Genomic DNA, 23,809 nt, shown 5'->3' with positions numbered 1-23,809 from the left:
CATGTCTCAGACGCCCCAAAGTCCCGCCGCTCAAGCGGCCAACGACAGCGCCGGCATCTCCCCCGGCCTGAATAACGGCGTACTGCCCTGTTGCGAGCCCAAGCGCCATTTACAGATCGGTATTTTTTTCGATGGTACCGGCAATTATCTGGATATTGATCGGGATCAGGCCAACAAGGTAAGCGGATGGGAAGAAAAGAATAAAGAACGGAGAGAAGAGGCGCAACAACAGAGGGAAAAGACCCATGCGGCAGTCTCTGAAGCCGCCCGCCGGAAGGAGGAATATGCCGCGCAAGCCAGGCAACTCCGCGCGGAACAGGCAAAGCTGGAACAGGAAGCCCAGTGGAGCCACAACAGGGCTCTGAGCTATGAGGCGGCGGCCGAAGGCATTGAGGAACTGGGCTGGCAGGACGCGGAGCAGTATTACCAGTTGCGGGGCGAAGCCCTGGATGCCTGGCGCGCTGCCAAGAGCCGGGCCGCGCGCAAAGCCGCGGAAGCCGATGAGGCCGAAAAACAGGCGGCAGAGGCCGAAACCGAGTACCGGCGCTTGCAGCAAGAGCAACGCCGTATCGAGGAAGAAGTCGCGCCCGCCAGCGAGGACAAAAGTTCGCCCAGCAATGTGGCTAAGCTGTTCTTGCTCTATCCTGATGGAGAGTCCGAGGATCAACGGAGCATCTACATCAAAGGTGTGGGCACGGTCACCGCTGCAACGAAGGACCCCACGGAAAGAATGCTTATGGCTATAGGCACGGGAGGGGTCGGGCCGGCTCCGGGGGCTGAAAGCCCGGATGACTACAGCGGCTTGGGCTTGGGTTTCGGCCTTGGTCCGGAAGGCGGCCAGGCCCGCATCCTTGAGGCCAGAGGAGGCTTGCTCTCCATTTTAAGACAATTTAAAAATTGTCCACCGGCATCAGTAACATTTGACGTTTTCGGCTTCAGCCGGGGCGCGGCCCTGGCCCGCCACTTTGTCAACCTGATTCTGGATGGCCTGCCCGACTTTAGCCAAAAACCCCAACCTGTGATTGCAAATCCACCCAAGTTCGGTGCGTTGCACTACGAGAACCCCATCTTTGTACCGGGAGAAACCGCTAATCGTGTTTACTCCCTACTGCCCAATGTAAAAATCCGCTTTGTGGGGCTGTTCGACACAGTGGGGTCTTTCTACTGGCCGGGCAACAATGATGAAGGAGAATTCATCCTGCATCTGCCCAAGGGTTGTGCAGATAATGTACTGCATCTAGTTTCAGCGGACGAACGTCGAAAAAATTTCCGGTACACACGCATTGACGACGCCGGAACGGAATACGTCATGGCCGGCGTGCATTCCGATATCGGTGGCGGCTACTCGTTGATGGAAAAAATCTTTTTACTTATGGACAAAGAGAGTTACGTAGATGATCCTTATGGCCTTTCCAAGGCCAGGGCCGAGGCCGCTCTTGCTCGGCGCGCAGTGGCCCACGGCCTCTGGGCGGAAGGTATAGTTCCCGCGCCGGGTTTTTTTTTCAAACATGAGTTGCAGCAAATGATCGGGAAAGGCATACGACAAAATATCTGTTATCTGATGCGCACAAAAGTCACTGACGGCCGTTATGCCACTGTGCCATTACGCTTTATGTATAACAAGGCTACAAAAGCTGGCGTACCATTTGACATTAGCCGAGCGAAAAATCCTGAGTGGTACGAAGTTCCCGCAGATTTGTCCGGTTACGTGGGCAATCCGCCCCCAACCCTGCCGCTGCCGATGTGGGACAAGTATCTGCATGTTTCCGCTGTGGATGTGAAACCGGTGCAACCCTGCCGTCTGCCCGCGCTCGGGCGCTATTCACCGGATATGATCGACCAGCAGGGCATGAAGTTGGATGATAACCCCTTGGATGCCAGAGTCACATTCCCCAACTAAAGCGCGCCGGAGAAACAGATGAGACCTTTTCCAAGACAGTCCAGAGCATATCAACCAATTGATCCATGGCTCATCATGCCCGCCTCACGTGGATGTTGCACCCCTTCTTCCACGAGGTGGAGGATACTACGATAATGCTCCATGACCTAACGTGACCTACACCACCCGCTCATACAGGATGGGGACCTGCGTCATCGCCGCCAGCCAAACCGAACGAAAAACATTCCACGCGAGTTCTCTTTCAGCACACTCTTCCCCCGCTCCATTCCCTTTCCTCGCAAATGCCCGCCGGGCGGATTTTCAGCCCCCTGAATAAAGAATCTTATAAAAATTTCAAAAAATAGACTTGCCACTAAAAAGGAAAAGGAGTATTAAAAAAGAAATACAAATATCAATAAGTATTTATAACGATCAGTTTGCTTTTTTCTTGCTTTCCAGACTGTTCGCGTCCGACACAGCTCAGAGTCAGGGCAATGACTTTTGAACGATTCCGGCACGCGCTTACAGCGGGCCATATCTTGCGCCGGGGGCGCGTAGGGGCGTTATGGTAAAGCATCTTGTAAAAGCGTGGAAGGCGGCCCTGCCTGAAAACGGACCCTGCGGGGAAGACGTCAGTTTTTCCCCGGAGTTCGAGGCGTTGCGGAATGAAGTGGAAAAAAGCACTTCCCTGCACGCCACCGAAGGCCCGGACTGGGACGCCGTGCGCAACATGGCTACGGAAATCCTCTCCACGCGGAGCAAGGACCTCTGGGCCATGGCCTATGCCATCCACGCCACCTGCCAACTGGACGGCCTGGCCGACTGCGCCGAAACCCTGGCCTGTCTCAATGAATTTCTTGGAAAATACTGGGACAGCCTCCACCCCCCAGCCCAGCGCCTGCAGCGCCGCATAGCACCCTTGCAGTGGCTGCAGGCGCGTCTGCAACACGCCTCGGGCGGCACGGGCTTTTCCGTGGAAAAGCCGGAGCACGTCACTCTGCTCAAAGCCCAACTGGAGCGCCTGCAAAAGCTGTTGGAGGCCAGGGCGGGCGATCTTGCCCCCGCGTTCATGGGCATTTTCAGCAATATTACCGTCACGCCGGAGGCCGCTGCCGAACGCGAGGCGGAAACCAGAGCCGGAGAGGCGGCCGCTTCCGCTGCCAGGGCGCAGGGCGCCTCCCCGGTTCTCAACGCGGCCCTGGCCGGTATGGACGCGGACGGGCGCGTGCCGCCCACGGTTCTGCCGCAGTTGGTTCGTAACGTCATGGATCAGGCCAGACAGCTGGCCGGGCATTTTCTCTCACTCGACATGCGCGACGAGCGCGCCTACCAGCTGCACCGCACGGCCCTGTGGAGCACCCTGCTGCATTTGCCGCCCGCCGACAATGCTGGGCTCACCCAGATGCCCTGCGGCGTGCCCAGGGAAAAGGCCCAGGCTTACGCCTCGGCCATTGAGAACAAACAGTTTGAAAATGCGCTGCCCCGGTTGGAGCGCTCCGCCGCCAAGGCCCCGTACTGGCTGGAAGGCCATTACATGGTGGCCCGCTGCCTGGAGGCTCTCAAGGCCACGGCCGCGCACAACAGCGTCAAAAACGCGCTGGCCCAGCTGCTGGGGCGTTTTCCCGAGCTGCTGGCTTACAAGTTCAAGGACGGCGAACCCTTTGCCCCGGCCAGAATAGTGCCCTGGCTGGAGGCCCTGCAACAGGGGCAGCCCTCGGGCCAGCCCCAGGTGCCGCCGCCGGGCCGCGCGCCCGCCGCTGAAAACGGCGAAGAGGAAGCGCGCCTGCAAGAGGCCATCGCCCTCTGCATCGAGGAAGATTTTCATGCCGGGTTGCGCCATCTGGGCAACGTCCCGGCGGGGCGCAACCGCTCCACCATATTGCATGGCCTGCTGCAGGCCCGCTACTGCCTGGCCGCGGGCAAGAAATCCGCTGCCCAGCGCCTGTTGCAGGCCCTGTACGGGCAATTGGAACAATGGGATCTGCTGGATTGGGAACCGGAACTCTCCGCGCGGATCATTACCCTGCTGCTTACGGCCCAGACCAAGCCGGGCGGCCCGGAAACCGAGGAAATGAGCCGCCGTCTGCACTGGCTCAGTCTGGATACCGCCGTCGGCGTGTTGCAGGAAGCATAACCATAAACGGAGGCACACATGGCCAGGAAAGAATCGTCCGTCGCACCCAAGGAGCGCATCAACGTCACCTTCAAACCGGCTACCGGCGGGGCGGTGGAAGAAATCGAGCTGCCCATGAAGGTCATGGTGATGGGCGACTTTTTGCAGCGCCATGACCCCAGAAGTCTTCTGGACCGCAAGCCTGTTTCCATCAACAAAAACAACTTCGCGGACGTGATGGCCAACCAGAAGCTCACCCTTGAAATCGCCGTGCCCAACATGCTGCAGGACGGCGACGAAGAGCGCGACATCCCCGTGAAGCTGGATTTCAACTCCATGCGCGATTTCGAGCCCGGCAACATCCTGGACCAGATTCCGGAAACGCAGAAGCTGATGCAGATCCGCGACGCCCTGGTTTCCCTCAAGGGCCCCATGGGCAATATCCCCAGCTTCCGCAAATCGTTCGAGGAAATCGTCAAGGATCCGCGCCAGCGTGAGGAAATCCGCCGCGAGTTGGCCGAGGCCGGGGTGGACCTTTCCCTGGCGCCGCCCAAACGCGCCAAGGGCGCGGGCAACAAGCCCCAGGCCCCCGAAAAGACGGAGGAGCCCAAGGCCTGAAGCCCGTAGCCGCCTGAATGATGCTCCGGCGCCCATGGCCGGGAAACGCGGATACCTCCGGCAGCCCCGCTGCCGCACATATCTCCAAGGAGCATGCCGTTATGAGTCAAGTACAGGAGCGCCAGCACGATACGATACACGCGGGGTCACTGCTCGCGCAGATCATCAGCGAGACCAACATCACCCCTCAGGACGACGGCTATGAAGACGCGCGCCTCGGCATCGGCGCGGTTGTGGAGGAAATGCTCAAGCCCGTCAACGCGGACGAAAAGGTCAACAAGGGCATGGTCGACCGCATGATCGCGGATATCGACCGCCGCCTCGGCGCCTTCATGAACTGCATTCTGCACCATCCGGATTTCCAGTCCCTGGAATCCGCCTGGCGCGGGCTCAAGCTGCTGACCGACAGGACGGACTTCCGCGAGAACGTCATCGTGGAAATGCTCAACGTGACCAAGGACGAGTTGCTGGACGACTTCCTCGACGCGCCCGAAATCAACCAGTCCAACCTGTACAAGCAGGTCTACACGGCGGAATATGGCCAGTTCGGCGGCCAGCCCGTGGGCGCCATGATCGGCAACTACTACTTTGAGCCCACGGCCGTGGACCTCCGCCTGCTGGAAAACCTGGCCAAGGTCGCCACCATGGCCCACGCGCCTTTCATCGGCGCCGCCGCGCCGGGTTTCTTCGGCCTCAAGGACAGCTTCGAGCGCCTGCCCGCCCTCAAGGACCTTCAGGACATCTTCAGCGGCACGCGCTACACCAAGTGGCAGTCCTTCCGTGAATCAGAAGACTCCCGCTACGTCGGCCTGGCCCTGCCCCGCTTCCTGCTGCGCCAGCCCTACGATCCGGACGAAAACCCGGTCAAGGCCTTTGTCTACAAGGAAAATGTGGACGACAGCCACCACAACTTCCTCTGGGGCAACGCGGCCTTTGCCTTTGCCACGCGCATTACGGAAAGTTTCGCCAAGTACCGCTGGGCGGCCAATATCATCGGCCCGCGTTCCGGCGGCGCGGTGGAGGATCTGCCCGTGCACCTCTACGAGAGCCTGGGCGACATCGAAATGAAGATCCCCACCGAGGTGCTTATTTCCGACCGCCGCGAATACGAGCTGGCCGAACAGGGCTTCATCGCCCTGACCATGCGCAAGGGCTCGGACAATGCCGCCTTCTTCTCCGCCAACTCCTGCCAGAAGCCCAAGTACTTCGGCATCTCCGAAGCGGGCAAGGCCGCCGAGCTCAACTACCGCCTGGGCGCGCAACTGCCCTATCTTTTCATTGTTTCGCGTCTGGCCCACTACATCAAGGTCTTGCAGCGCGAGCACATCGGCTCCTGGAAGGAACGCGTGGACCTGGAACGGGAACTGAACACCTGGATCCGCCAGTTTGTGGCCGACCAGGAAAATCCCAGCTCCGACATCCGCAGCCGCCGCCCCCTGCGCGAAGCCAGCATCACGGTCAGCGACGTGGAAGGGGATCCGGGCTGGTACCGGGTGAGCATGAGCATCCGTCCGCACTTCAAGTACATGGGCGCGTATTTCACGCTGTCCCTGGTCGGCAAGCTGGAAAAGGAATGAGTCATGGCCGGGAGCCTGTTTGACCGTCTGACGCGCGGCGATGAGGGCGCACGCATGAGCGAGGACGAATCCATTCGTCTGCACCTCCTGCGTCTCCTCACCGCGCGGCAGGGCTCCGTGCAGGCCCTGCCGGACTACGGGCTCCCGGACCTCAACGACCTGACTCTCTCCCGCGCGGAACTGATTCTCGAAACCTGCCGCGCCGTCAAAAAATGCATTCAGCGCTATGAGCCCCGCCTGACCGACGTGGAAGTCAGCCATCAGGCCCTGCCCGAATCGCTCTTTGCCATGGGCTTCCGCATCGCGGCGCTCAAGGTGGGCTCCGACGGCACCACCGCGCCCTGGCAATGGAGCATCTCCCTGAACGGCGACAAAGTGCGGGGCGGCGTATGAGCTTCAACGTCTACTATCAGGACGAGCTGCTGGCCCTGCGCACTCTGGGCAAGGAATTCGCGCAGCGCAACCCGGCGCTGGCCCCCTTTCTGGACACGCCGGGGCGCGATCCCGACGTGGAGCGCATTCTGGAAGGCTTTTCCTTTCTCACGGGCCGCCTGCGCCAGAAACTGGACGACGAGCTGCCGGAGATCACCCACTCCCTGTTCAATCTGCTTTGGCCCAACTATTTGCGGCCCATCCCGGCGGCTTCGGTCATCCGCTACATGCCCGGCGACAATATCTCCGGCGCGGTGACCATCCCCAAGGGCACGGAAGTGGAATCCGTGGAAACGCGGGGGCTGCGCTGCCGCTTCCGCACAGTCTACGACACCGAAATTCTGCCGTTGCGCATTGTGGACCAGAGCGTGCGCGAGCGCGACGGCATGGCCAGCCTGGTGCTGCGCATCGCCGCGCAGGGCGCGTCCCTGGAAAATCTGCCGCTCAAACGGCTGCGCTTTTTCATCAGCGGCGAACCGGCCATCGCCCACACCATTTATTTTTCCATGGTCGCGCGCACCAGGGAAGTGCGGGTGGTGCTGCACGACGCCAAGCTGGAGGAGCATACCACCGCCGTTCTGCCCGCGAGGGAATCCATCCGCGCCGTGGGCTTCCGGGAAGACGAGGGCATGTACCCCTACCCGGCCAATACTTTCCCCGGTTATCGCATACTTCAGGAATATTTCTGTTTTCCCGAAAAATTTCTCTTTGTGGAAGTTTCCGGCCTGGAGCACGGCCTGAACGGCGACAGGATCAAAACCGTTCCGGGCGCGCAGGAATTCGAGCTGCATTTCGTGCTGGACCAATTGCCGGAGCAGTATGAGTCCTTCAGGGCGGACAACTGGCATCTCTTCTGCACGCCGGTGGTCAATCTCTTCAGCATGGACGCCTCGCCCCTGACCCTGGACCAGCGCCGGAGCGAATACCGCGTGGTGCCCGATCCGCGCCGCCCCTATCACTATGCCGTGTACAGCGTGGACAGCGTGGGCACCTGGGGCCATGACGACAGGCACAGCCGCCGCTATCTCTCCTTTGAATCCTTTGAGCACGACACGGGCGAATCCGGCGACCACGCCTACTACCGTCTGCGGTTGCGCCCCTCGCATCACGACGAATGCCCGGAAACCTACATTTCCATCGTGCACACGGCCGACAGCGCGGCCCTGCCCCAGGGCGAGACCATTTCCCTGGAGCTGACCTGCACCAACCGCCTTTTGCCCCACGAGCTGCGCATGGGCGACATCCGCGTTCATGCCGACAATACGCCGGACGCCGTCCGTTTTGCCAATATTACGCCAGTGGTGCCCTCGTTCAGTCCTCCCCTGGAAGGGGACATCCTCTGGCGGCTTTTATCCAACATGTCGCTGAATTACGTCTCCCTCACCGACGTGTCCGCCCTGCGCGCCGTGCTGGCGGCCTATGACTTCCGCGCACGCCATGACCGCCCGCGCGCCCGCATGCTGGAAAAAACCCTCAAGGGCATGCTGCGCATCCACTGCTCCGAATCGGACCGCATCTACGGCGGCCTGCCTGTGCGCGGCGCGCAGACCCGCCTGGTGCTGGACCAGCGCGCCTTCTGCGCCGAGGGGGCCATGTATCTTTTCGGCTCGGTGCTCAATGAGTTTTTCGCGCTCTACGCCACGGTAAACAGCTTCCATCAGCTGACCATCGAGGAGGCTTCGCGCGGCGAGGAATACCGCTGGCCCGCGCGGCTCGGGAGAATCAGCCTATGACCTCCGCCGTGCCCGCAGCTCCGGTTCTGGAAGACCTCACGGCCCGGCCCGGGGCCTATGCTTTCGCCCAGGCCGTGCGCATCGTGGCGCGCGGCATGCGCGCGGGTGGTCACGAACCGGGGCCGGATTCCTTCCGCTTCCGGGTCAATCCGGAGCTTTCCTTTCCGCCCGGCGACATCGCAGCCCTGGCCCTGAAAGCAGGGGAAAGGGAAGACGGGCCGCCCACGGCGGAGATGGTGCTCAATCTCATGGGCCTGCACGGCGCGGCTTCGCCCCTGCCCGCCTACTTCACCGAGCATGTAGCCCAGCATCAGGACGAAAACGAGGCCCTGCGGGACTTTTTTGATATTTTCCACCAGCGCCTCATCGATCTCCTCTATGAGACCTGGCACAAGTACCGCTACTACGCCCAGTACCAGTCCGGAGCCACGGACAGGCTCTCCAGCCGCTTCTTCGGGCTCATCGGGCTGGGGCATGCCGACCTGCGCCGGGCCAAAAGCCTGAACTGGCCCCGGCTCATGGCCTATATGGGGCTCATCGCCTTTAACGGCGAATCCGCAGGGTCGCTGGAAAGCATTCTGCGCCACTATTTCCGCCACGAGCACATCACCATCGTGCCCTGCATCCGACGCTGGGTGGCTGTGCCCGAAGACCAGCAAACCCGCCTGGGCGCGGCCAACGACTGCCTGAATCTGGACTTCATCCTCGGCAGCGAGGTGCCGGACCAGACGGGCAAATTCCGTATCCGGGTGACGGACCTCACCTGGGAGCGCTTCAACGATTTTCTGCCCTGCGGCAAGGATTTCACCGCCTTGCAGACCCTGGTCAAATTCGTGCTGCGCTCCCGCCTGGACTTTGACCTGGAACTCCGCCTGCTGCCCGATGAAATCAGGCCCTGGCGGCTGGAAGAACACAACCAGTGCCGCCTGGGCTGGTCCGTATGGGCCGGGGAAGGCGGCAACGGCGTCGTGACGCTTGAAACCGATCACAGGGAGTTGTGAGCCATGTCCACCGTCAGTCTCGCCGCCCTGTTTGAAGCCCTGGACATCCCCTGCCGGGAGGCCCTGGAGCAGGCCGCCGTCAATTGCGCCGCGCGCGGCGGTTATGAAATCACCATTGACGATTATATGGAATGCCTGCTGCCGCTGGACGATATGCGGGACATTCTGGCCCAGTTTGAGCGCAATGTCGAAGCCCTGCGCGAAATTCTGGCCAAAAACCGCCCGCCCGCGGGCCGCCACACGGGCCGCCCGTCCTTCTCCCCACTGCTCTACCAGTTATTGCAGGAGGCCTATCTGCTGACCAGCCTTGAGCTGCGGCAGGAGCGCATCAACGCGGGCGCGCTGGTGCTGGCCCTGCTGCGCAATCCCGTGCGTTACGGCGCGCTGCCCTTTTACAGGGAGCTCAAGGAAATATCCGCCGACGCCCTGCTCCGCCAGCTGGAAGGCCTGAACGAAGAGCGGCATCCCGCCGGGCCGAAGCGGAACGAAGGCGAAGCCGGGGGCGGGGCTCTGGCCCAGTACGCCGTGGACTTCACCGAGGAAGCCCGCAACGGCAAGATCGACCCGGTTTTCGCGCGCGGCCCGGAAATCCGCCTGGTGGTGGACATTCTCGCCCGCCGCCGCAAGAACAATCCCATTCTGGTGGGCGATCCCGGCGTGGGCAAAACCGCCGTGGTGGAAGGCTTGGCCCTGAAAATAGTGGAAGGCCACGTGCCCGACTCCCTCAGGGGCGTGCGCATCGTGGGCCTGGACATGGGCCGCCTTCAGGCCGGGGCCAGCGTCAAGGGCGAGTTCGAGCGCCGCCTCAAGGCGGTCATCGACGAGGTCAAGGCCGCGCCTGTGCCCACGGTCCTCTTTATCGACGAAGCCCACACCCTGGTGGGGTCCGGCAATACGCCGGGCAGCGGCGACGGGGCCAATCTGCTCAAGCCCGCCCTGGCGCGCGGCGAAATGCGCACCATCGCGGCCACCACCTGGAGCGAATACAAGAAATATTTTGAAAAGGACGCGGCCCTGGCCCGGCGCTTCCAGCCGGTCAAACTGGGCGAACCCTCTCTGGCGGACACGGTCACCATCCTGCGCGGCATTGTGCCGCATTATGAAAAGGCGCACCAGGTCTATGTGCGCGACGACGCCGTGATCCGCACGGCCGAGCTGGCGGGCCGCTACATCACCGGCCGCCGGTTGCCGGACAAGGCCATTGACGTGCTGGACACGGCCTGCGCCCGCGTGAAGGTCAGCCTGGGCGCCAAGCCTCCGGTTCTGGAAACCCTGGAAGAAGAGCTGGCCACGCTGCGGCGCGAGCTGGACGCCCTGGAACGCGACCGCTGCAAGGGCGTGGCCGCGCGCTGCCCCGAGGACAGCGCAACCCGGCACGCCGCCCTGCAACAGCGTTGCGCCGACCTTGCGGCGAGCGCGGAGGCCCTGGAGGCGCAATGGCGGCGCGAACTGGATCTGGTGGAAGCCATTCTGAAACAACGGGCCGTGGAGCACGCCGACGAAGCCGCCGCGAATGAAGGCGGCCAATCCGAAGCCGTTCAAACGCCGGAGACTGAAACCCGGACCGCCACGGAAGAGGCTCAAGGCGTCAGCTCGGCCGTGCTCGGTGAAGAACTGCGTAAAATCCAGAACGGCGCCCCCCTGGTTTTTCACGAGGTCAGCCCGGAGCTGGTGACCGGCATCGTTTCTGAATGGACGGGCATTCCCGCGGGCAAGCTGGACGGCGCGGGCGATGCCGCGCTTTCGCATTTGGGCGCAAGCCTGCGCGAGCGCATCAAGGGCCAGGACCAGGCTTTGGAAATCATTGAGAAAACCATCCTCTCCGCCCATGCGGGCCTGAACAGCCCCACCCAACCTACGGGCATCTTCCTGCTGGTGGGCCCCTCGGGCGTGGGCAAGACGGAAACCGCCCTGGCCGTGGCCGATGCCCTCTTCGGCGGCGAACGCCTGCTGATCAGCATCAATATGTCCGAATTTCAGGAAAAGCATACCATTTCCCGGCTGATCGGCTCTCCTCCGGGCTATGTGGGCTACGGCGAGGGCGGCCGCCTCACCGAGGCGGTGCGCCGCCAGCCCTATTCCGCCGTGCTTTTTGATGAAGTGGAAAAGGCCCATCCCGACATCCTGCACCTTTTTTACCAGATGTTCGACAAGGGCGTGCTGGCCGACGGCGAAGGCCGCGAGGTGGACTTCCGCAATACATTGATCTTTCTGACTTCCAATCTGGGCAGCGATATTGTGGCCGCCCTCTGCGAGGAAGAGGAAAAACCCGACATCGGGACCCTGCGCGCGGCCCTGCACCCCGTGCTGACCCAGGTGTTCCGCCCGGCCCTGCTGGGCCGCATGACCGTGGTGCCCTATGCCGCCATCAACAAGGACACGCTGCGGGAACTCACGGCCATGAAACTTGAGCACGTGGGCCGCCGCCTGATGGAGCGCCACCGCATCCCCCTGCTCTGGGACGAAGCCGTGGCCGACAATATCACGGCCTCCTGCGACGCCGTGGACACGGGCGCGCGCAATATCGACCATATCATCAACGCCCATCTGCTGCCGGGCATGGCCGCCGCCCTGCTTTCCTCCCTGCTGGAGGAAAAAAACGCGCCGCGCGGCCTGCGCGTTTCCCTGGATGTGGCCAACGGCGCTTTCAGCTGCGCGCTGGAGGCCCGGCCGTGAATCCCGTAACCCGGCCCACGGAACCCCCGGACGCCGCAACGGCATTGCGGGCCTGCGCCGATCTGGCCGAAACCGCCGCCTGCCTGGCGCGCCTGGCCGGAACCGCCGCCCGAGCGGACTTTTGCGGCGTCTTTCTGCTGGACTATACGGGCACGGAACTGCTGCTGCGCGCCGTGTGGCACGCGGGCGCGGGCGCAAGCGCGCCCTGCGGGCATTCCCTGCCGCTCGGCAGTCAGGATCCCGTCTGCTTTTCCCTGCAAACCGGAAGGGAGTACACGGTGCGCGACAGCATGCAAAACAGCGCCTTTCCCTCTCTGGACCTGCTGTGCCCGCAAAAAGCCGCCGCCCGTCTCACTGCCCTGCCGCTGCCCGCCTGGAAAAACCGTTCACTGGGCGGCCTGCTGCTGGGCTTTGGCCGGGACCGTGCCCCGGCGACTGATCCGCAGCCGCTCTGCGATCTGGGCGCGCTTCTGCTGGAAGCCCACCTTCAACGGCAAAAAGAGGATCTGCTGCTGCACAGCCTGAACGAGGACCTGTCCCGCCTGGAACAGGGCTCCCAATGCCTGCGCATCGTGGAATCCTTTTTTCTGGGCAAGAGCCCGGCGGCCCTGCGGGTGCGCGAGCAGATCGCCAGAGCCGCGCCCACGGACGTGGCCGTGCTGATCACCGGCGAAACCGGCACCGGCAAGGAAGTGGCGGCCTCGGCCCTGCATGCGGCCAGCCGGCGCCGCGCGGCCCCTTTCATCAAGATCAACTGCGCGGCCCTGCCCGCTCAACTGCTGGAAAGCGAGCTCTTCGGCCATCGCAAGGGCGCGTTCAGCGGCGCGGACAGCGACAATCCCGGCCTGTTGCGCAGCGCCCACGGCGGCACCGTGCTGCTGGACGAAATCGGCGAAATGCCTTCCGAGCTTCAGGCCAAGCTGCTGCGCGTGCTCCAGGACCGCCAGGTGCGCCCCCTGGGCAGCTCCAAAACCTTTCCGGCGGACATCCGAATCATTGCCGCCACCAACAAAAGCATGCGCGAAGTTCTGGAATCCGGCTCGTTCCGGCCGGATCTCTACCACCGTCTGGCCGCGCTGCGCATCCACATTCCGCCCCTGCGCGAACGGCCGGAAGACATTCCGCTGCTGGCCCAACATTTTCTGGTTCAGATGCGCGACACGTTGCGCCGCCCCGGCCTGAGCCTGACGCCCGAGAGCCTGCGTCTGCTCGGCGGCCTGGACTACCCGGGCAATGTGCGCCAGCTCTGCAACCGCATTCAGGCGGCGGCCGTGATGGCCGATCCCGCCGCCGACCGCCTGACGCCGGAGGCCTTCTCTCCCGTGGAATCCCCCGCCACGGAAGAGGAGGACCTCCGGTCCGGCGGCCTGGCCCGGAACCTGCGCCTGCTGGAGGAAAAGCTCATTAAGCGGGCCCTGGCGCGTTGCTCCGGCAATGTGGCCGAGGCCGCCAGGGAACTGCATCTGCCGCGCAGCACGCTGGTTTCCAAGCTGAAAAAACTGGCCCCGCCCCACAATACGGAAGCCTCACGTCCTCAGCGGCGGCAACTCTCTCGTTCCGGAGCGCCCTATGGATATTATGTTTGAGATCGTCAGCAGGCAGAAATTCTCGGCCAATTTTCCCGTCTCGCACGTTTTCGGCGAGGCCGGGGGCTATATCGGTCGTTCGGAGGAATGCGAATGGGTTCTGCCGGACAGATCGCGCGAAATTTCCCGCCAGCACGCGCTGATCACCTTTGAGGACGGCCACTTCTATCTTGAGGACGTCAGCGCCAACGGCGTCTTTCTCTCCCTGGCCCACGAACCTGTGGGCAGGAACAGCCGCCACCGCATCGAACACGGCGAGGGCTTCATCATCGGCGCGTACACGATTATGGCCCGCCTGCTGCACAACCCCGGCGCGTATGCCGGTTCTCCCGAAGATGTGGAAGATATCCTCAGCCGCCCCAAGGGCCTGTCCCTGAATCCCCTCACGGCCATGGAACAGGAAGAAGAACTCGTGGCCCGCAAACGCATGGGCGAGTATGACGACCTGCTCAGCGGCCGCCAGACCAGGGCGGTTCTGCCGGCGGACCACACGGATCCGCTTCTGGGCAGATTGCAGCCCATTGTGGCCGTGCCCGAGCAGGAGGAGCTGATCCCTGAAAACTGGGATGCCGAACCGGATAACGACGATGAAAGCGGCGAAGCCTGCCCACTCGGCGGAGAAACGGCTGCAGGCGCGCCGCAGGTCGATCCCGAGCCCCTGCCCGTCGCAGCGCTCCGGCCAGCGCCGGAAAGCCGCTCCATGCCGGGGCCGGAAACAGACGTTTTTTTCAAGGCCTTGGGTTTCGCCGAGCCGCCATCCTCGCCAAAGGAGCGGGAACGCGTGCTGAAGCTGGCCGCGGAACTGCTGGCGGCCGCCGTGGGCGGCATGACCAACGCCCTGCACAACCGCGCCGAATGCAAGAATGAGCTGCGCCTTCCGGCCACCAGCACCGGCCTTGCGGTCAACAACAATCCCCTGAAGTTCAGCCCTTCGCCCGAAGCCGCCCTGGCGACGCTGCTGGGGCCGCCGCAAAAAGGCGTCATGCCTCCGGTGAAGGCCATGACCAGCGGCTTCAATGATCTGCACCGCCACCACATGGGCCTGCTGGCCGGGGCGCGCGCCGCCAGCGCGGCGCTGCTGGACAAGCTTTCGCCCCGTGCCGTGGAAAACCGTCTGGACATCAACGGCCCGGTGCGCCTGGGCCGGGCCACGCGTCTCTGGCAGAGCTTCATCCGCATGCACCGCGCTCTGCGCGACGATCATGAAGGCATGGAAGCCCTGCTCTTGCAGGATTTCGCCCGCGCCTACGAAATGCAGGGCCGGACCCTCAACCCGCTGGGCGCGCGTCCCAAGCAAGGAGCACAACAATGAAAAAATTCGCACTGTTGTTGACGGCACTGACGGCGATCTGCGCACTGACGGCCTGCTCCGGCGGGCGCGCCCAACTGCTGGTAGCCAGCCAGGCCAACGTGAATCCGGATTTTTCCGGCCGCCCTTCGCCGGTGGTGGTCAAGGTCTATGAGCTGCGGCGCGGCCTGGCCTTCCGCCAGGCCGACTTCCAGAATCTCTTTGACCAGCCCATGCAGACGCTGGGCGCTGACATCCTGGCGGCGGACGAACTGGTTTTCGTGCCCGGCGAAGCGCGCTCCATCACCTATCTGCCCGGTCCGGACGCGCGCTTTCTGGGTATCGTGGCCGGATTCCGGCAAATGGACCGCGCCCGTTGGCGCACCCTGCGGCCCATCGACGCCGAGGGCAAGAACCTGATCGCCCTGGAGCTCAACGACGCCAGCATCATCGTCATCCCCGAATCCAGAGCCAAGGACTGGGACCCGGAAGAAGCCCTGAAGCAACACGAACCCGAACCGGAGCCGGAACTCCCCGCCGCCCGCACGGCCGTCAGGACCGAACCCTCGCCGGACCAGACCCTGACCAGCTATGAGGACGAAACCCCGCCCGCGCCGCCCAGGCCCGCACCGGAGACGGACCCGGACGTGCTGGAGCGGAACCGGCGCATGCCTTCCGAGGACATGGACGCCGCGCCCGGCATGTCCGAGCCCGAGGAAACCAACGCCGCCGGGAAGGCCGCCGGAACGTCCGACACGCGGCCCCGCTCCCGACGGGCCGCGCCCGTGCCCTATGCCGTGCCGCCCATGAAGACGGCCCGCTGAGACACGGGCAGCCGTGTTGTGTTCCGCCAAGGCCGTGAGGACGGATATTATCGCAGGAGAATAAGGCATGCTTCCTGAAAGGGTTATCTGGACCGAAGGCATGGGCGTCAGCCCCGTGCATTTTCAGCAGCAGGACCGCCATGTGGACGCCCAGCTGCGCATGCGCGGGGCCATGCTCAAACCCCATGCCTGGGGTTTCACCGAATTCCTCATTGACGAGCAGTATCTCAGTCTCGGCAAGGTAGTGCTCAGCAAGGCGGCGGGCATGCTGCCGGACGGCACGCTTTTCGAGATCGGGCACGGCCAGCCGCCGCTTTCCCTGGACATCGCGCCGGGGCTCACCGGCAAGCGGATCATGCTGGCCCTGCCCATGGCCGTGGAAGGCGGCGCGGAAACCAGGGACGAGGAAACCTCGGGGCTTTCCACCCGCTATATCCGCACGCCCCTGCGCATCCGCGACCACAATGCCTACAAGGAAAAAAACAGCAGCGAGACGAGCATCCTCTGCGGGCGCTTCGACATGCGCCTGATGTTCGAGGAGGATTCGGATCTCAAGGGCTACGTGACCATGCCCGTGGCCCATGTGGTGGAGTGCCGCCAGGACAAGAGCGTGCTTCTGGACAAGGAGTTCATGCCCACCTTTCTGCACCTGGAGGGCTCGCCCACGCTCACGGGCTATCTGCGCGAGATCATCGGCCTGCTGACCCACCGGGCCGACCACATCGCCAATCGCGTGAGCAGCGCCGGGCAGACCGGCACCGCCGAACTGGGCGACTTCATGCTGTTGCAGTGCCTGAACCGCATGGAACCCCTGTTCCGGCATCTGGACAGGACGCCGGGCCTGCACCCCGAAGAATTTTACCGCCTGCTGCTCTCGCTGGCGGGCGAACTGTCCACCTTTTCCGAGCGGGGCAAGCGCCCCAACGAGCTTACGGGCTATGACCACGGGGCCCAGTACCACTGTTTCCCCGCGCTCATGGAGCAGGCCCGCTACGCCCTGAGCATGGTGCTGGAACAGCACGCCGTGCTCCTTTCCCTGCAGCAGCGCAAGAACAATGTCCAGTTGGCCCCGATCCACGACAAGAACCTGCTCAGCACGGCGCTCTTCGTCCTGGTGGCGCAGGCGGATATGGATCAAGAAAGCCTGCGCGCCCTGCTGCCCAAGCAGATCAAGATCGGCACGCCCGAAAACATCCGCGAACTGGTCAACACGCATCTGCCGGGCGTGAAAATACATCCCATGCCCGTGGCTCCCCGTCAGATCCCCTTCCACGCGGGAAAAAGCTATTTCCAACTGGATTTCACCTCCCAGCAGCGGGCGCAGCTGGAAGCCTCCACCGGCTGCGCCCTGCACGTGTCGGGCACATTCCCGGGGCTCATCCTGCAACTCTGGGCCATCAAGGAGTAAAGCATGTCGCAGCAAGCCGCCGCTACCGATCCGGACAAGACCGTGGTGCTCTTTACCGAGGAACCGCGCTCCCAAAGCGCCGAACTCCCCTTCACGGCCGTAGCCGTGACCCCCGGCAAGCAGGCCCCGCGCCATGTGCCCTATCTGGCGCAGCAGACCTCCTTTGACGAATACACGCCGGGCCTCAACCCCCTGGTCAACGCGGCTTCCCGCCTCTTGCTGGAAATCGTGCGCCTGCGCGACGCGCGCGAAGCCGACCTGGAGGAACTGCGCATCCGCCTGGAAGCTGAAATCCGGGGCTTCAACGCCCAGGCCGCGGCTCTGGGCGTCAGCGAGGCCCAGGTCAATGCCGCGCAATACCTGCTCTGCACGGCTCTGGATGAGAGCGTGACCACCTCGGCCATTCCGGGCGCCCAGGGCGACTGGCAGCATCATTCCCTGCTCAGCACCTTTCACCAGGATACCTGGGGCGGCGAGATATTTTTCGACGTGCTCGGCCGCACCATGGAGCAGCCCGCCAGCAGGCTGTATCTGCTGGAACTGATTTACCTGCTGCTGAGTCTGGGCTTTGAAGGCAAATACCGCTTGCAGGACCGGGGCCCGCTGGCCCTGGAATCCCTGCGCGACCAGCTCTACAGGCAGATTCGCCTGCTGCGCGGCGAGCCCAGCCCGGATCTGGCCCAGAAAATCAGCGTGGAGCCGCACAAGAACAAAACCTACGCCTATGTGCCGCTCTGGCTCATCGGGGCCGTGCTGGTCTTCGGCATTGCCGTCATTTTCTGGGGCTTCTCCCATACGCTGAACGGCAAGGCGGAACCCCTGCTCAGCCAATTCGCCCGGCATACCCCGGTTTCCGCGCCCTTTGCGCCCGAAGCGCCCGTGCGGGCCGCTACGGAGGGAACCACCGCGCAAACGGAGGCGACCCCGGCCCCCGCTGAGGAAACCACCGCCGCTCCCACCCCGGCCGCGTCCCATGCGCCTGTTACGCCCGCCTCGGAGGTCCACCCATGATCGCCCGTTTTTTCCGCAGCCTTCTGCACGCGTTCAAAACCCCGTGGGTGCTCGCCCTGGGCCTTGTCCTGCTGCTCATCCTGCTGGTCTGGCTGCTGGGACCTCTGGTGGCCGTGGCAGGATATGTTCCCTTGGAGGGGGTTATTGCCCGCCTGGTGGCTACGGTGCTGCTTATTTTCTGCTGGGGACTCTTTGTGGCTCTTTCAGCCTCGCGCCGCCGCAGGAAGGAACTGGACGATCCCGAGGCGGCCCGGGCCTACGAGCGGGCGGAAGAGCACAAGATGCAGCTGCGCGACGAGCTGCGCCACATCAGGGAGCGCCTGAAGACCGCCGTCAAAACCGTCACCACTTCCAATTTTTACGGCCCCAAGGGCCGTTCCCGCTACGCCCTGCCCTGGTATCTGCTGCTGGGCAGCGGCAACTGCGGCAAAACTTCGGTGCTGCTCAATTCCGGCCTCAAGTTCCCGCTCAACGAGCAAGCCGACAGGCATCTCTATCAGCTCAGGGCCACGGAGCACTGCGACGTGCTCTACAGCAACGAGGCCCTGTTTGTGGACACGCCGGGGGCCTATACCGAAAGCCGCCCGGATTCTCCGGCCCACAAGGCCTGGACCGCCCTGCTGCGCGCCCTGTTCAAAGTGCGCCCGGCCAGGCCCCTCAACGGAATCATCGTCTGCGTGAGCATGCGCGACATCATCGACAACGACGCGCCCCGGCGCGAACATCTGGCCCGCACCATCCGCCAGCGGCTCAGCGAAGCCCTCAAGCGCCTGCGCACCTATGTGCCGGTCTACCTTGTCTTTACCAAGTGTGACGCCGTGCCGGGCTTCGCGCAGTTTTTCGCCCATCTCTCCCGTGCCGAGCGGGAGCAGATCTTCGGCTGCCCGGCCAAGTCCGACGTCATGGAAGCGGGCAGCGTGCGCGCGGAACTCAAGGATCTCATGCAGACCCTCAACGCCCAGATCGTGACCAAAATCCATCAGGAACGGGACGTCCCCTCGCGCGGCGAGATGTTCCGTTTTCCACAGGAACTGGCGGCCCTGGGTTCGCGCATGGAGGAGTTCATCACCGAGGCCTTCGGTCCCTCGCGCTATCACCGGCCGGTCATGTTCCGGGGATTTTTCTTTTCCAGCGCGCTTTCGGCCCAGGACATCGTGGCCGCCACGGCCCGGGAAGGAGAATTGAGCTACCAGACCGGCTTTAATGCCACCGTGGGCGACTACGCCAAGGGCTTTTTCCTGCTGCGCCTGCTGGAAGGCCTGATCATCCCCGAGGCCCGCCTGGCCAATGCCGACAAGGAACACATCTGGGCACTGCGCCTGCGCCGCTACGGACTGCAGGCGGCAGCGGCGGCGCTCTTTCTGCTGGCCGGAACCTTTCTCGGGGTGAGTTTCATCAACAATTACTCGCGGGTGGAAACCCTGGACGCGGCCTATGCCGGATTTTCCGGAGCGCAGAAAAAGGCCCCTCTGGTCAACGAGCCCCGCACGCCCCTGCCGGAGCTGAACATTATCGAGAAGGCCACCTTCGTCTATGACCCGGAGGAGGATTCAGCCATCGGCTACGGCCTCGGCCTTTACCAGGGGCGCGTTTTCCGGAAATCCACGCAGGAAGCCTACCTGGGCACGCTCAACACGCGACTCATGCCTCCGGTGCGCCAGGCCGCGGCCCGGCGCGTGGAAGCGGCCCTGAACAATCCCATGGAACTCAAAAACGCGCTCAGGGCTTATCTCATGCTCTGCCAGCCCCAACACATCAACCGGAAATTCCTTGATCCCTGGCTGGCCAACGTATGGGCCGGGGACTATTCCGGCCAGGCCCCGGTACAGGCGGATCTGCGCCGCCATATGGACTATCTTCTGGCGCACGGCATCACGCCCGCCGAGCCCGACGCGGAGCTGGTGGACCGGGCCCGCAAGGCCCTGCTGCGCATTCCCCTGGCGGAACTGGCCTACCAGCGCCTGCGCGAGGAAGCCGGGGAAAGCGGCAAACCGCCCTTCACCTTCCGCGCGGCCATCGGCCAGTCGCCTTTCAACGGCGACACCCAGCCCGTGGACTACCTGTACACGCGCCAGGGCTACGAGGAATACCTCATCCGCCGCTGCCCGGTCATCATCCGCAATCTGACGGGCGAAACCTGGATTTTCGGCGCTAATCCCATCCTGCTCAGCGCCCTGGACATGAACAACGTCTACAAGGAAGTGCGCACCATGTACTTCCGCGATTACACCAGTTCCTGGAGCCAGGCCCTCAAAAACCTGAGCGTGCGCATGCCCGCCAGCATGGCCGACGCCCGCAAGCTGGCCGAGGAACTCACGCCCGGCATGCCCCCGGCCGTGCTGGCGTTGCGGGAGGTACGCGCCAACACCCGGCTGATCATGGAAAACGTGGAGCCCGGAGCCGTGCAGGCCGCCGCGCAGGAGGAAGGCAAGCGCAAGCTGCAACAGAAGCTGGCCTCCAAGACCGGCGGCAAGATGGCCCGCGCCCTGACAGAACAGGCGGCCAAGAGCGCCGAGGAGCTGCGTCGCGACGTCCTGGAGGCGGCCCAGCGCGACGCCCAGGCCGTGCGGCAGTATTTTGTGCCCCTGGACAGCCTGCTGGACGAGCAGGGCAATCCCGGCCCGGCGCTGCGGGCCGTGCAGGACGCCATGACCGGAGCCGGGGAATACTTCGCCGGGATCATTTCCAGCGACCAGGGCGAACAGCGCGTGCTGCACGCCTTGCTGGATCTGGCCGACGAGAAAAATGACACCCTGCGCAGCCTGGAAAGCGCCGTGGGCCGTCTGCCCGCGCCGGTGCGCGGCTGGTACGCCACCGTGGCCGCGGGCGGTCTGCGCGACATGCTCAACAGGGGCGCGCGCAGCATTAACCAGGCCTACCAGGAACGGGTCATCGCCCTTTACGACAAGAATCTGAACGCCCGCTATCCCTTTGATCCAGGCGCGTCCAGAGACGCCAACCTGGACGATTTCGCCGCCTTCTTCCGCAGCGGCGGCGTGCTGGACAACTTCCACGAAACCTATCTGCGGCCCTTCATCACCCGCACGGGCACCCTGCGCCCCATCATGGGCCGGTACATGCCGCTTTCCAGCCAGGCGGTGATCAACCTGCAAAAGGCCAACCGGGTGCAGGAAGCCTTCTTCATGTCCGGCAGAGAGCTGGGCATCACCTTCCTTATGGAACCCCACGCCCTGGACGCCACGCTCAAGCAGGTCAATCTGCGCGCGGCCGGCAGGCATCTGAGCTACATGCACGGCCCGGTGCAGGGGGCCTCGTTTACCTGGCCCTCGGACAGCGCGTCCCAGGCCATGCTGGAAACCATAGACCTGCACGGCATCAGCAGCCAGACCACAACCCGAGGCGAATGGGCCCTGTTCCGCCTGCTGCGCGGCGGCGGCATCAAGCGCCAGGAGGGCAGCACCTGCCTCATCGAAGTGCAGCAGCAGGGCAAGTGGGCCCAGTTCCTGATCCAGTTCAGAAACAGGATGAATCCCTTTGATCCCAGGGTCTGCACGTTCAACCTGCCGCCATCCCTGCTATAACACCCTGTTACGTGACGCCCCGGCAGAGGTTTCCTTTGCCGGGGCCGGGCGGGTCATGAGGAACTTTGCCGCGCGCTTCAGACCGGCCCGCCGGGCCGCCCCCCGAACGTCCCCGCACACGGGCCGCGCGCGGTTCTTCGGGCTTGCCGTCTGCCTCTGCTTCTGTCTCGCGGCCTGCCGGGCCCGCGGCCCGTCTCCTGATCCTGACCTGCCCCAGACCCGTGTGGCTTCCATGAGCCGGGTACTCATTCCGGCCAACGGCGGTCAGACCATCCATGTGCCGCGCTTCATGGGGGACGCCCACGCCCTGTGGAGCCCGCTGCGCCGCACGGAGCGGGCCGCCGTGGTGGATTACGCGTCCCTGAGCGCGGAGGCCCGGTTGGATGTCTGGACCCCGCACGCCGAGGAAACCACGGTGCGCCGCTATCTGCACCGCCTGCTGGAAGAACGGCGGAGCACCACGGATCACGTGCTGCGCCGGGCGCGACGCTATCTGCCCGTGGCTCTTGAAGGCATGCAACGGCAGGGCCTGCCCGCAGAACTGGCCTGCCTGCCCCTGGTGGAAAGCGCTTTTGAGCCGCGCTGCGTCTCCTCGGCGGGCGCGGCGGGTCTGTGGCAGCTGATGCCGCAAACGGCCCGGCGTTTCGGGCTCACGGTGAGCAAGGAAAAGGACGAGCGCTTCGACGTGGAAAAATCCACTGATGCGGCCGCCCGTTATCTGGCCTATCTCCACGGCCTTTTCCGGGACTGGCCTCTGGCCCTGGCCGCGTATAACTGCGGCGAGGGCGCCATGCGGAAGGCCGTGCAACGCTACGGCGACAGCCTTGAGGAAATCACCCGCAAGTGCCGGAGCGACGACCCGGCCGCCCAGGCCCTGCGGGAAGAGACATTGCGCTTTGTGCCGCAATTCGCGGCGGCCGTGCTGGTTCTGGGCAAAAGCCCCGAACTGGGCCTGAATGAAAAAAACTTTCTGCCCCTGCAAGCGGCCGGAGCAGCTCCTCTGGAAAAAAACATCAAAACGGGCAGGCCGGAAAACAGAACCCACAGCAGGCCGGAAAAACGCCGCTTGGCCATGCAAGGCAGCTACGACGCCCCTGCCTGGACGCCGCAGGGCCTGCCCCGCATATCCCGCCTGCCCTGACCATGCGAGAGGACTGCGCGACGGCGGATTTTACGCTGTTCGGTGCCAAAGCGGCCGGTCGCACAGGTAAAGCGACGGCGATCACGCGGCGCTCTTTCCAACCCCGTTCAGGGGCGGAGCAATCCTCTGTTCCGATGGCTTGGTCAGACTGTTGCCGTGCCGCCCGGCGGACGTTTCTCCGTTTGGTATAAATTGAAATTTTATATAAAATATCAAATATAAATGATGGCCGGAGGCTCTATGGCGGACAATGCGCGCGGCTTTCCCGTAACTCTTGAATCCTGGGGCTGGAGCCAAAAGGGAGATATCCGCCCGGAAAACCAGGATTCTTTTCTGAGCTGGAACGAACGCCTGCTCTGGGCCGTGGCTGACGGCGTGGGCAGCAGCGCGCACGGCGGCGAGGCGGGCAGGCTGGTTACCCGCATGCTGCTCACAACGCCCCATGCCGCCTCGCTGGACGAGCATGTGAACAATGTGGGCGGCATTCTGCGCCAGGGCAACGACATTTTGCGCGCGCACGGCGGCGCGACCCAGGCCGCCAGCACAGTGGTGGCCCTGCTGATGCACGGCGGCGAGGCGGCCTGCCTCTGGGCGGGCGACAGCCGCTGCTATCTTCTGCGGGACGGCGTGCTCTACCAGTGTACCCGCGAGCACACCCTGCGGCAGGAAAAAATCGACAACGGCGAGCTGACCGCGCCCGAGGCCCGGCGCATGGTACGGGGCAATATCATCACCAACGCCGTGGGCGCACGCGACGCCCTGCGCCTGGACGAAGTCCGCTTTTCCCTGCGGGGCGGCGATAAATTTCTGCTCTGCTCCGACGGTTTGTCCAACCTTTTGGGTCCGGACGCCCTGGCGGCGCGCCTGGCAAGAACTTCCGCCAGGGAGGCGGCGGAAGACATGGCACGGGCTGTGGACGGCGTGCCCCAGCCGGACAACATCACTCTGGTGGCGGTTTTCATTTCCTCGTTGAGGTGAGC

Annotated in this window: 16 protein-coding genes; all 16 read left to right on the top strand. The window is 63.8% G+C overall.

Features of this window, described 5'->3' with window-relative positions; all coding sequences use genetic code 11:
• Nucleotide 1 precedes the first annotated feature (1 nt).
• The 16 genes from HMPREF1022_RS05820 to HMPREF1022_RS05745 all read left to right on the top strand — a co-directional run bounded on the left by HMPREF1022_RS05820 (nucleotide 2) and on the right by HMPREF1022_RS05745 (nucleotide 23,807).
• Nucleotides 2–1,900, top strand: a complete 1,899-nt coding sequence (locus tag HMPREF1022_RS05820) for a T6SS phospholipase effector Tle1-like catalytic domain-containing protein (protein ID WP_009302317.1) — start codon at nucleotides 2–4, stop codon at nucleotides 1,898–1,900.
• A 544-nt stretch (nucleotides 1,901–2,444) separates the two neighbouring features.
• Nucleotides 2,445–4,013, top strand: a complete 1,569-nt coding sequence (gene tssA, locus HMPREF1022_RS05815; protein ID WP_009302316.1) for a type VI secretion system protein TssA — start codon at nucleotides 2,445–2,447, stop codon at nucleotides 4,011–4,013.
• Nucleotides 4,014–4,031: 18 nt separating this feature from the next.
• Nucleotides 4,032–4,610, top strand: coding sequence for a type VI secretion system contractile sheath small subunit (gene tssB / locus HMPREF1022_RS05810; protein ID WP_008684983.1), 579 nt, complete (start codon nucleotides 4,032–4,034; stop codon nucleotides 4,608–4,610).
• A 101-nt stretch (nucleotides 4,611–4,711) separates the two neighbouring features.
• Nucleotides 4,712–6,187, top strand: coding sequence for a type VI secretion system contractile sheath large subunit (tssC, locus tag HMPREF1022_RS05805; RefSeq protein WP_009302315.1), 1,476 nt, complete (start codon nucleotides 4,712–4,714; stop codon nucleotides 6,185–6,187).
• A gap of 3 nt (nucleotides 6,188–6,190) precedes the next feature.
• Complete coding sequence (tssE, locus tag HMPREF1022_RS05800; RefSeq protein ID WP_008684985.1) at nucleotides 6,191–6,580, top strand: type VI secretion system baseplate subunit TssE; 390 nt, start codon at nucleotides 6,191–6,193, stop codon at nucleotides 6,578–6,580.
• On the top strand, nucleotides 6,577–8,352 hold the full coding sequence (gene tssF / locus HMPREF1022_RS05795) for a type VI secretion system baseplate subunit TssF (protein WP_008684986.1): 1,776 nt from the start codon (nucleotides 6,577–6,579) through the stop codon (nucleotides 8,350–8,352). The genes tssE and tssF overlap by 4 nt, the downstream gene beginning before the upstream one ends.
• Nucleotides 8,349–9,353, top strand: a complete 1,005-nt coding sequence (gene tssG / locus HMPREF1022_RS05790; RefSeq protein ID WP_008684987.1) for a type VI secretion system baseplate subunit TssG — start codon at nucleotides 8,349–8,351, stop codon at nucleotides 9,351–9,353. Before tssF ends, tssG begins: the two co-directional genes overlap by 4 nt.
• A gap of 3 nt (nucleotides 9,354–9,356) precedes the next feature.
• Entirely contained in the window at nucleotides 9,357–12,029 is a 2,673-nt protein-coding gene (gene tssH, locus HMPREF1022_RS05785; protein WP_009302314.1) for a type VI secretion system ATPase TssH, read from the top strand.
• Entirely contained in the window at nucleotides 12,026–13,615 is a 1,590-nt protein-coding gene (locus HMPREF1022_RS05780) for a sigma-54 interaction domain-containing protein (RefSeq protein WP_009302313.1), read from the top strand. The genes tssH and HMPREF1022_RS05780 overlap by 4 nt, the downstream gene beginning before the upstream one ends.
• On the top strand, nucleotides 13,599–14,927 hold the full coding sequence (gene tagH, locus HMPREF1022_RS05775; protein ID WP_009302312.1) for a type VI secretion system-associated FHA domain protein TagH: 1,329 nt from the start codon (nucleotides 13,599–13,601) through the stop codon (nucleotides 14,925–14,927). The genes HMPREF1022_RS05780 and tagH overlap by 17 nt, the downstream gene beginning before the upstream one ends.
• On the top strand, nucleotides 14,924–15,727 hold the full coding sequence (gene tssJ, locus HMPREF1022_RS05770) for a type VI secretion system lipoprotein TssJ (RefSeq protein ID WP_009302311.1): 804 nt from the start codon (nucleotides 14,924–14,926) through the stop codon (nucleotides 15,725–15,727). Before tagH ends, tssJ begins: the two co-directional genes overlap by 4 nt.
• 67 nt (nucleotides 15,728–15,794) lie before the next feature.
• Nucleotides 15,795–17,135, top strand: a complete 1,341-nt coding sequence (gene tssK / locus HMPREF1022_RS05765) for a type VI secretion system baseplate subunit TssK (protein WP_008684992.1) — start codon at nucleotides 15,795–15,797, stop codon at nucleotides 17,133–17,135.
• 3 nt (nucleotides 17,136–17,138) lie between these two features.
• Entirely contained in the window at nucleotides 17,139–18,146 is a 1,008-nt protein-coding gene (gene icmH / locus HMPREF1022_RS05760) for a type IVB secretion system protein IcmH/DotU (RefSeq protein WP_009302310.1), read from the top strand.
• Nucleotides 18,143–21,688: a type VI secretion system membrane subunit TssM gene (gene tssM / locus HMPREF1022_RS05755; RefSeq protein WP_009302309.1), complete on the top strand. Its 3,546-nt coding sequence runs from the start codon at nucleotides 18,143–18,145 to the stop codon at nucleotides 21,686–21,688. Before icmH ends, tssM begins: the two co-directional genes overlap by 4 nt.
• Before the next feature lie 55 nt (nucleotides 21,689–21,743).
• Nucleotides 21,744–22,829: a lytic transglycosylase domain-containing protein gene (locus HMPREF1022_RS05750; protein WP_008684995.1), complete on the top strand. Its 1,086-nt coding sequence runs from the start codon at nucleotides 21,744–21,746 to the stop codon at nucleotides 22,827–22,829.
• 240 nt (nucleotides 22,830–23,069) lie between these two features.
• Nucleotides 23,070–23,807 carry a PP2C family protein-serine/threonine phosphatase gene (locus tag HMPREF1022_RS05745; protein ID WP_009302307.1) on the top strand — a complete coding sequence of 246 codons (738 nt, stop codon included), beginning with the start codon at nucleotides 23,070–23,072 and terminating at the stop codon, nucleotides 23,805–23,807.
• The last annotated feature ends 2 nt before the right edge of the window (nucleotides 23,808–23,809 follow it).

The organism is Desulfovibrio sp. 6_1_46AFAA (assembly GCF_000224635.1).
Taxonomy (GTDB): domain Bacteria; phylum Desulfobacterota; class Desulfovibrionia; order Desulfovibrionales; family Desulfovibrionaceae; genus Desulfovibrio; species Desulfovibrio fairfieldensis.
The sequence above is the reverse complement of the archived record's forward strand: the minus strand, read 5'-3'. Positions and strand labels throughout refer to the sequence as shown.

Coding starts and splice junctions, on each gene's coding strand:
- HMPREF1022_RS05820 (WP_009302317.1), top strand. CDS start 2: ATGTCTCAGACGCCCCAAAGTCCCGCCGCTCAAGCGGCCAACGACAGC.
- tssA (WP_009302316.1), top strand. CDS start 2,445: ATGGTAAAGCATCTTGTAAAAGCGTGGAAGGCGGCCCTGCCTGAAAAC.
- tssB (WP_008684983.1), top strand. CDS start 4,032: ATGGCCAGGAAAGAATCGTCCGTCGCACCCAAGGAGCGCATCAACGTC.
- tssC (WP_009302315.1), top strand. CDS start 4,712: ATGAGTCAAGTACAGGAGCGCCAGCACGATACGATACACGCGGGGTCA.
- tssE (WP_008684985.1), top strand. CDS start 6,191: ATGGCCGGGAGCCTGTTTGACCGTCTGACGCGCGGCGATGAGGGCGCA.
- tssF (WP_008684986.1), top strand. CDS start 6,577: ATGAGCTTCAACGTCTACTATCAGGACGAGCTGCTGGCCCTGCGCACT.
- tssG (WP_008684987.1), top strand. CDS start 8,349: ATGACCTCCGCCGTGCCCGCAGCTCCGGTTCTGGAAGACCTCACGGCC.
- tssH (WP_009302314.1), top strand. CDS start 9,357: ATGTCCACCGTCAGTCTCGCCGCCCTGTTTGAAGCCCTGGACATCCCC.
- tagH (WP_009302312.1), top strand. CDS start 13,599: ATGGATATTATGTTTGAGATCGTCAGCAGGCAGAAATTCTCGGCCAAT.
- tssJ (WP_009302311.1), top strand. CDS start 14,924: ATGAAAAAATTCGCACTGTTGTTGACGGCACTGACGGCGATCTGCGCA.
- tssK (WP_008684992.1), top strand. CDS start 15,795: ATGCTTCCTGAAAGGGTTATCTGGACCGAAGGCATGGGCGTCAGCCCC.
- icmH (WP_009302310.1), top strand. CDS start 17,139: ATGTCGCAGCAAGCCGCCGCTACCGATCCGGACAAGACCGTGGTGCTC.
- tssM (WP_009302309.1), top strand. CDS start 18,143: ATGATCGCCCGTTTTTTCCGCAGCCTTCTGCACGCGTTCAAAACCCCG.
- HMPREF1022_RS05750 (WP_008684995.1), top strand. CDS start 21,744: ATGAGGAACTTTGCCGCGCGCTTCAGACCGGCCCGCCGGGCCGCCCCC.
- HMPREF1022_RS05745 (WP_009302307.1), top strand. CDS start 23,070: ATGGCGGACAATGCGCGCGGCTTTCCCGTAACTCTTGAATCCTGGGGC.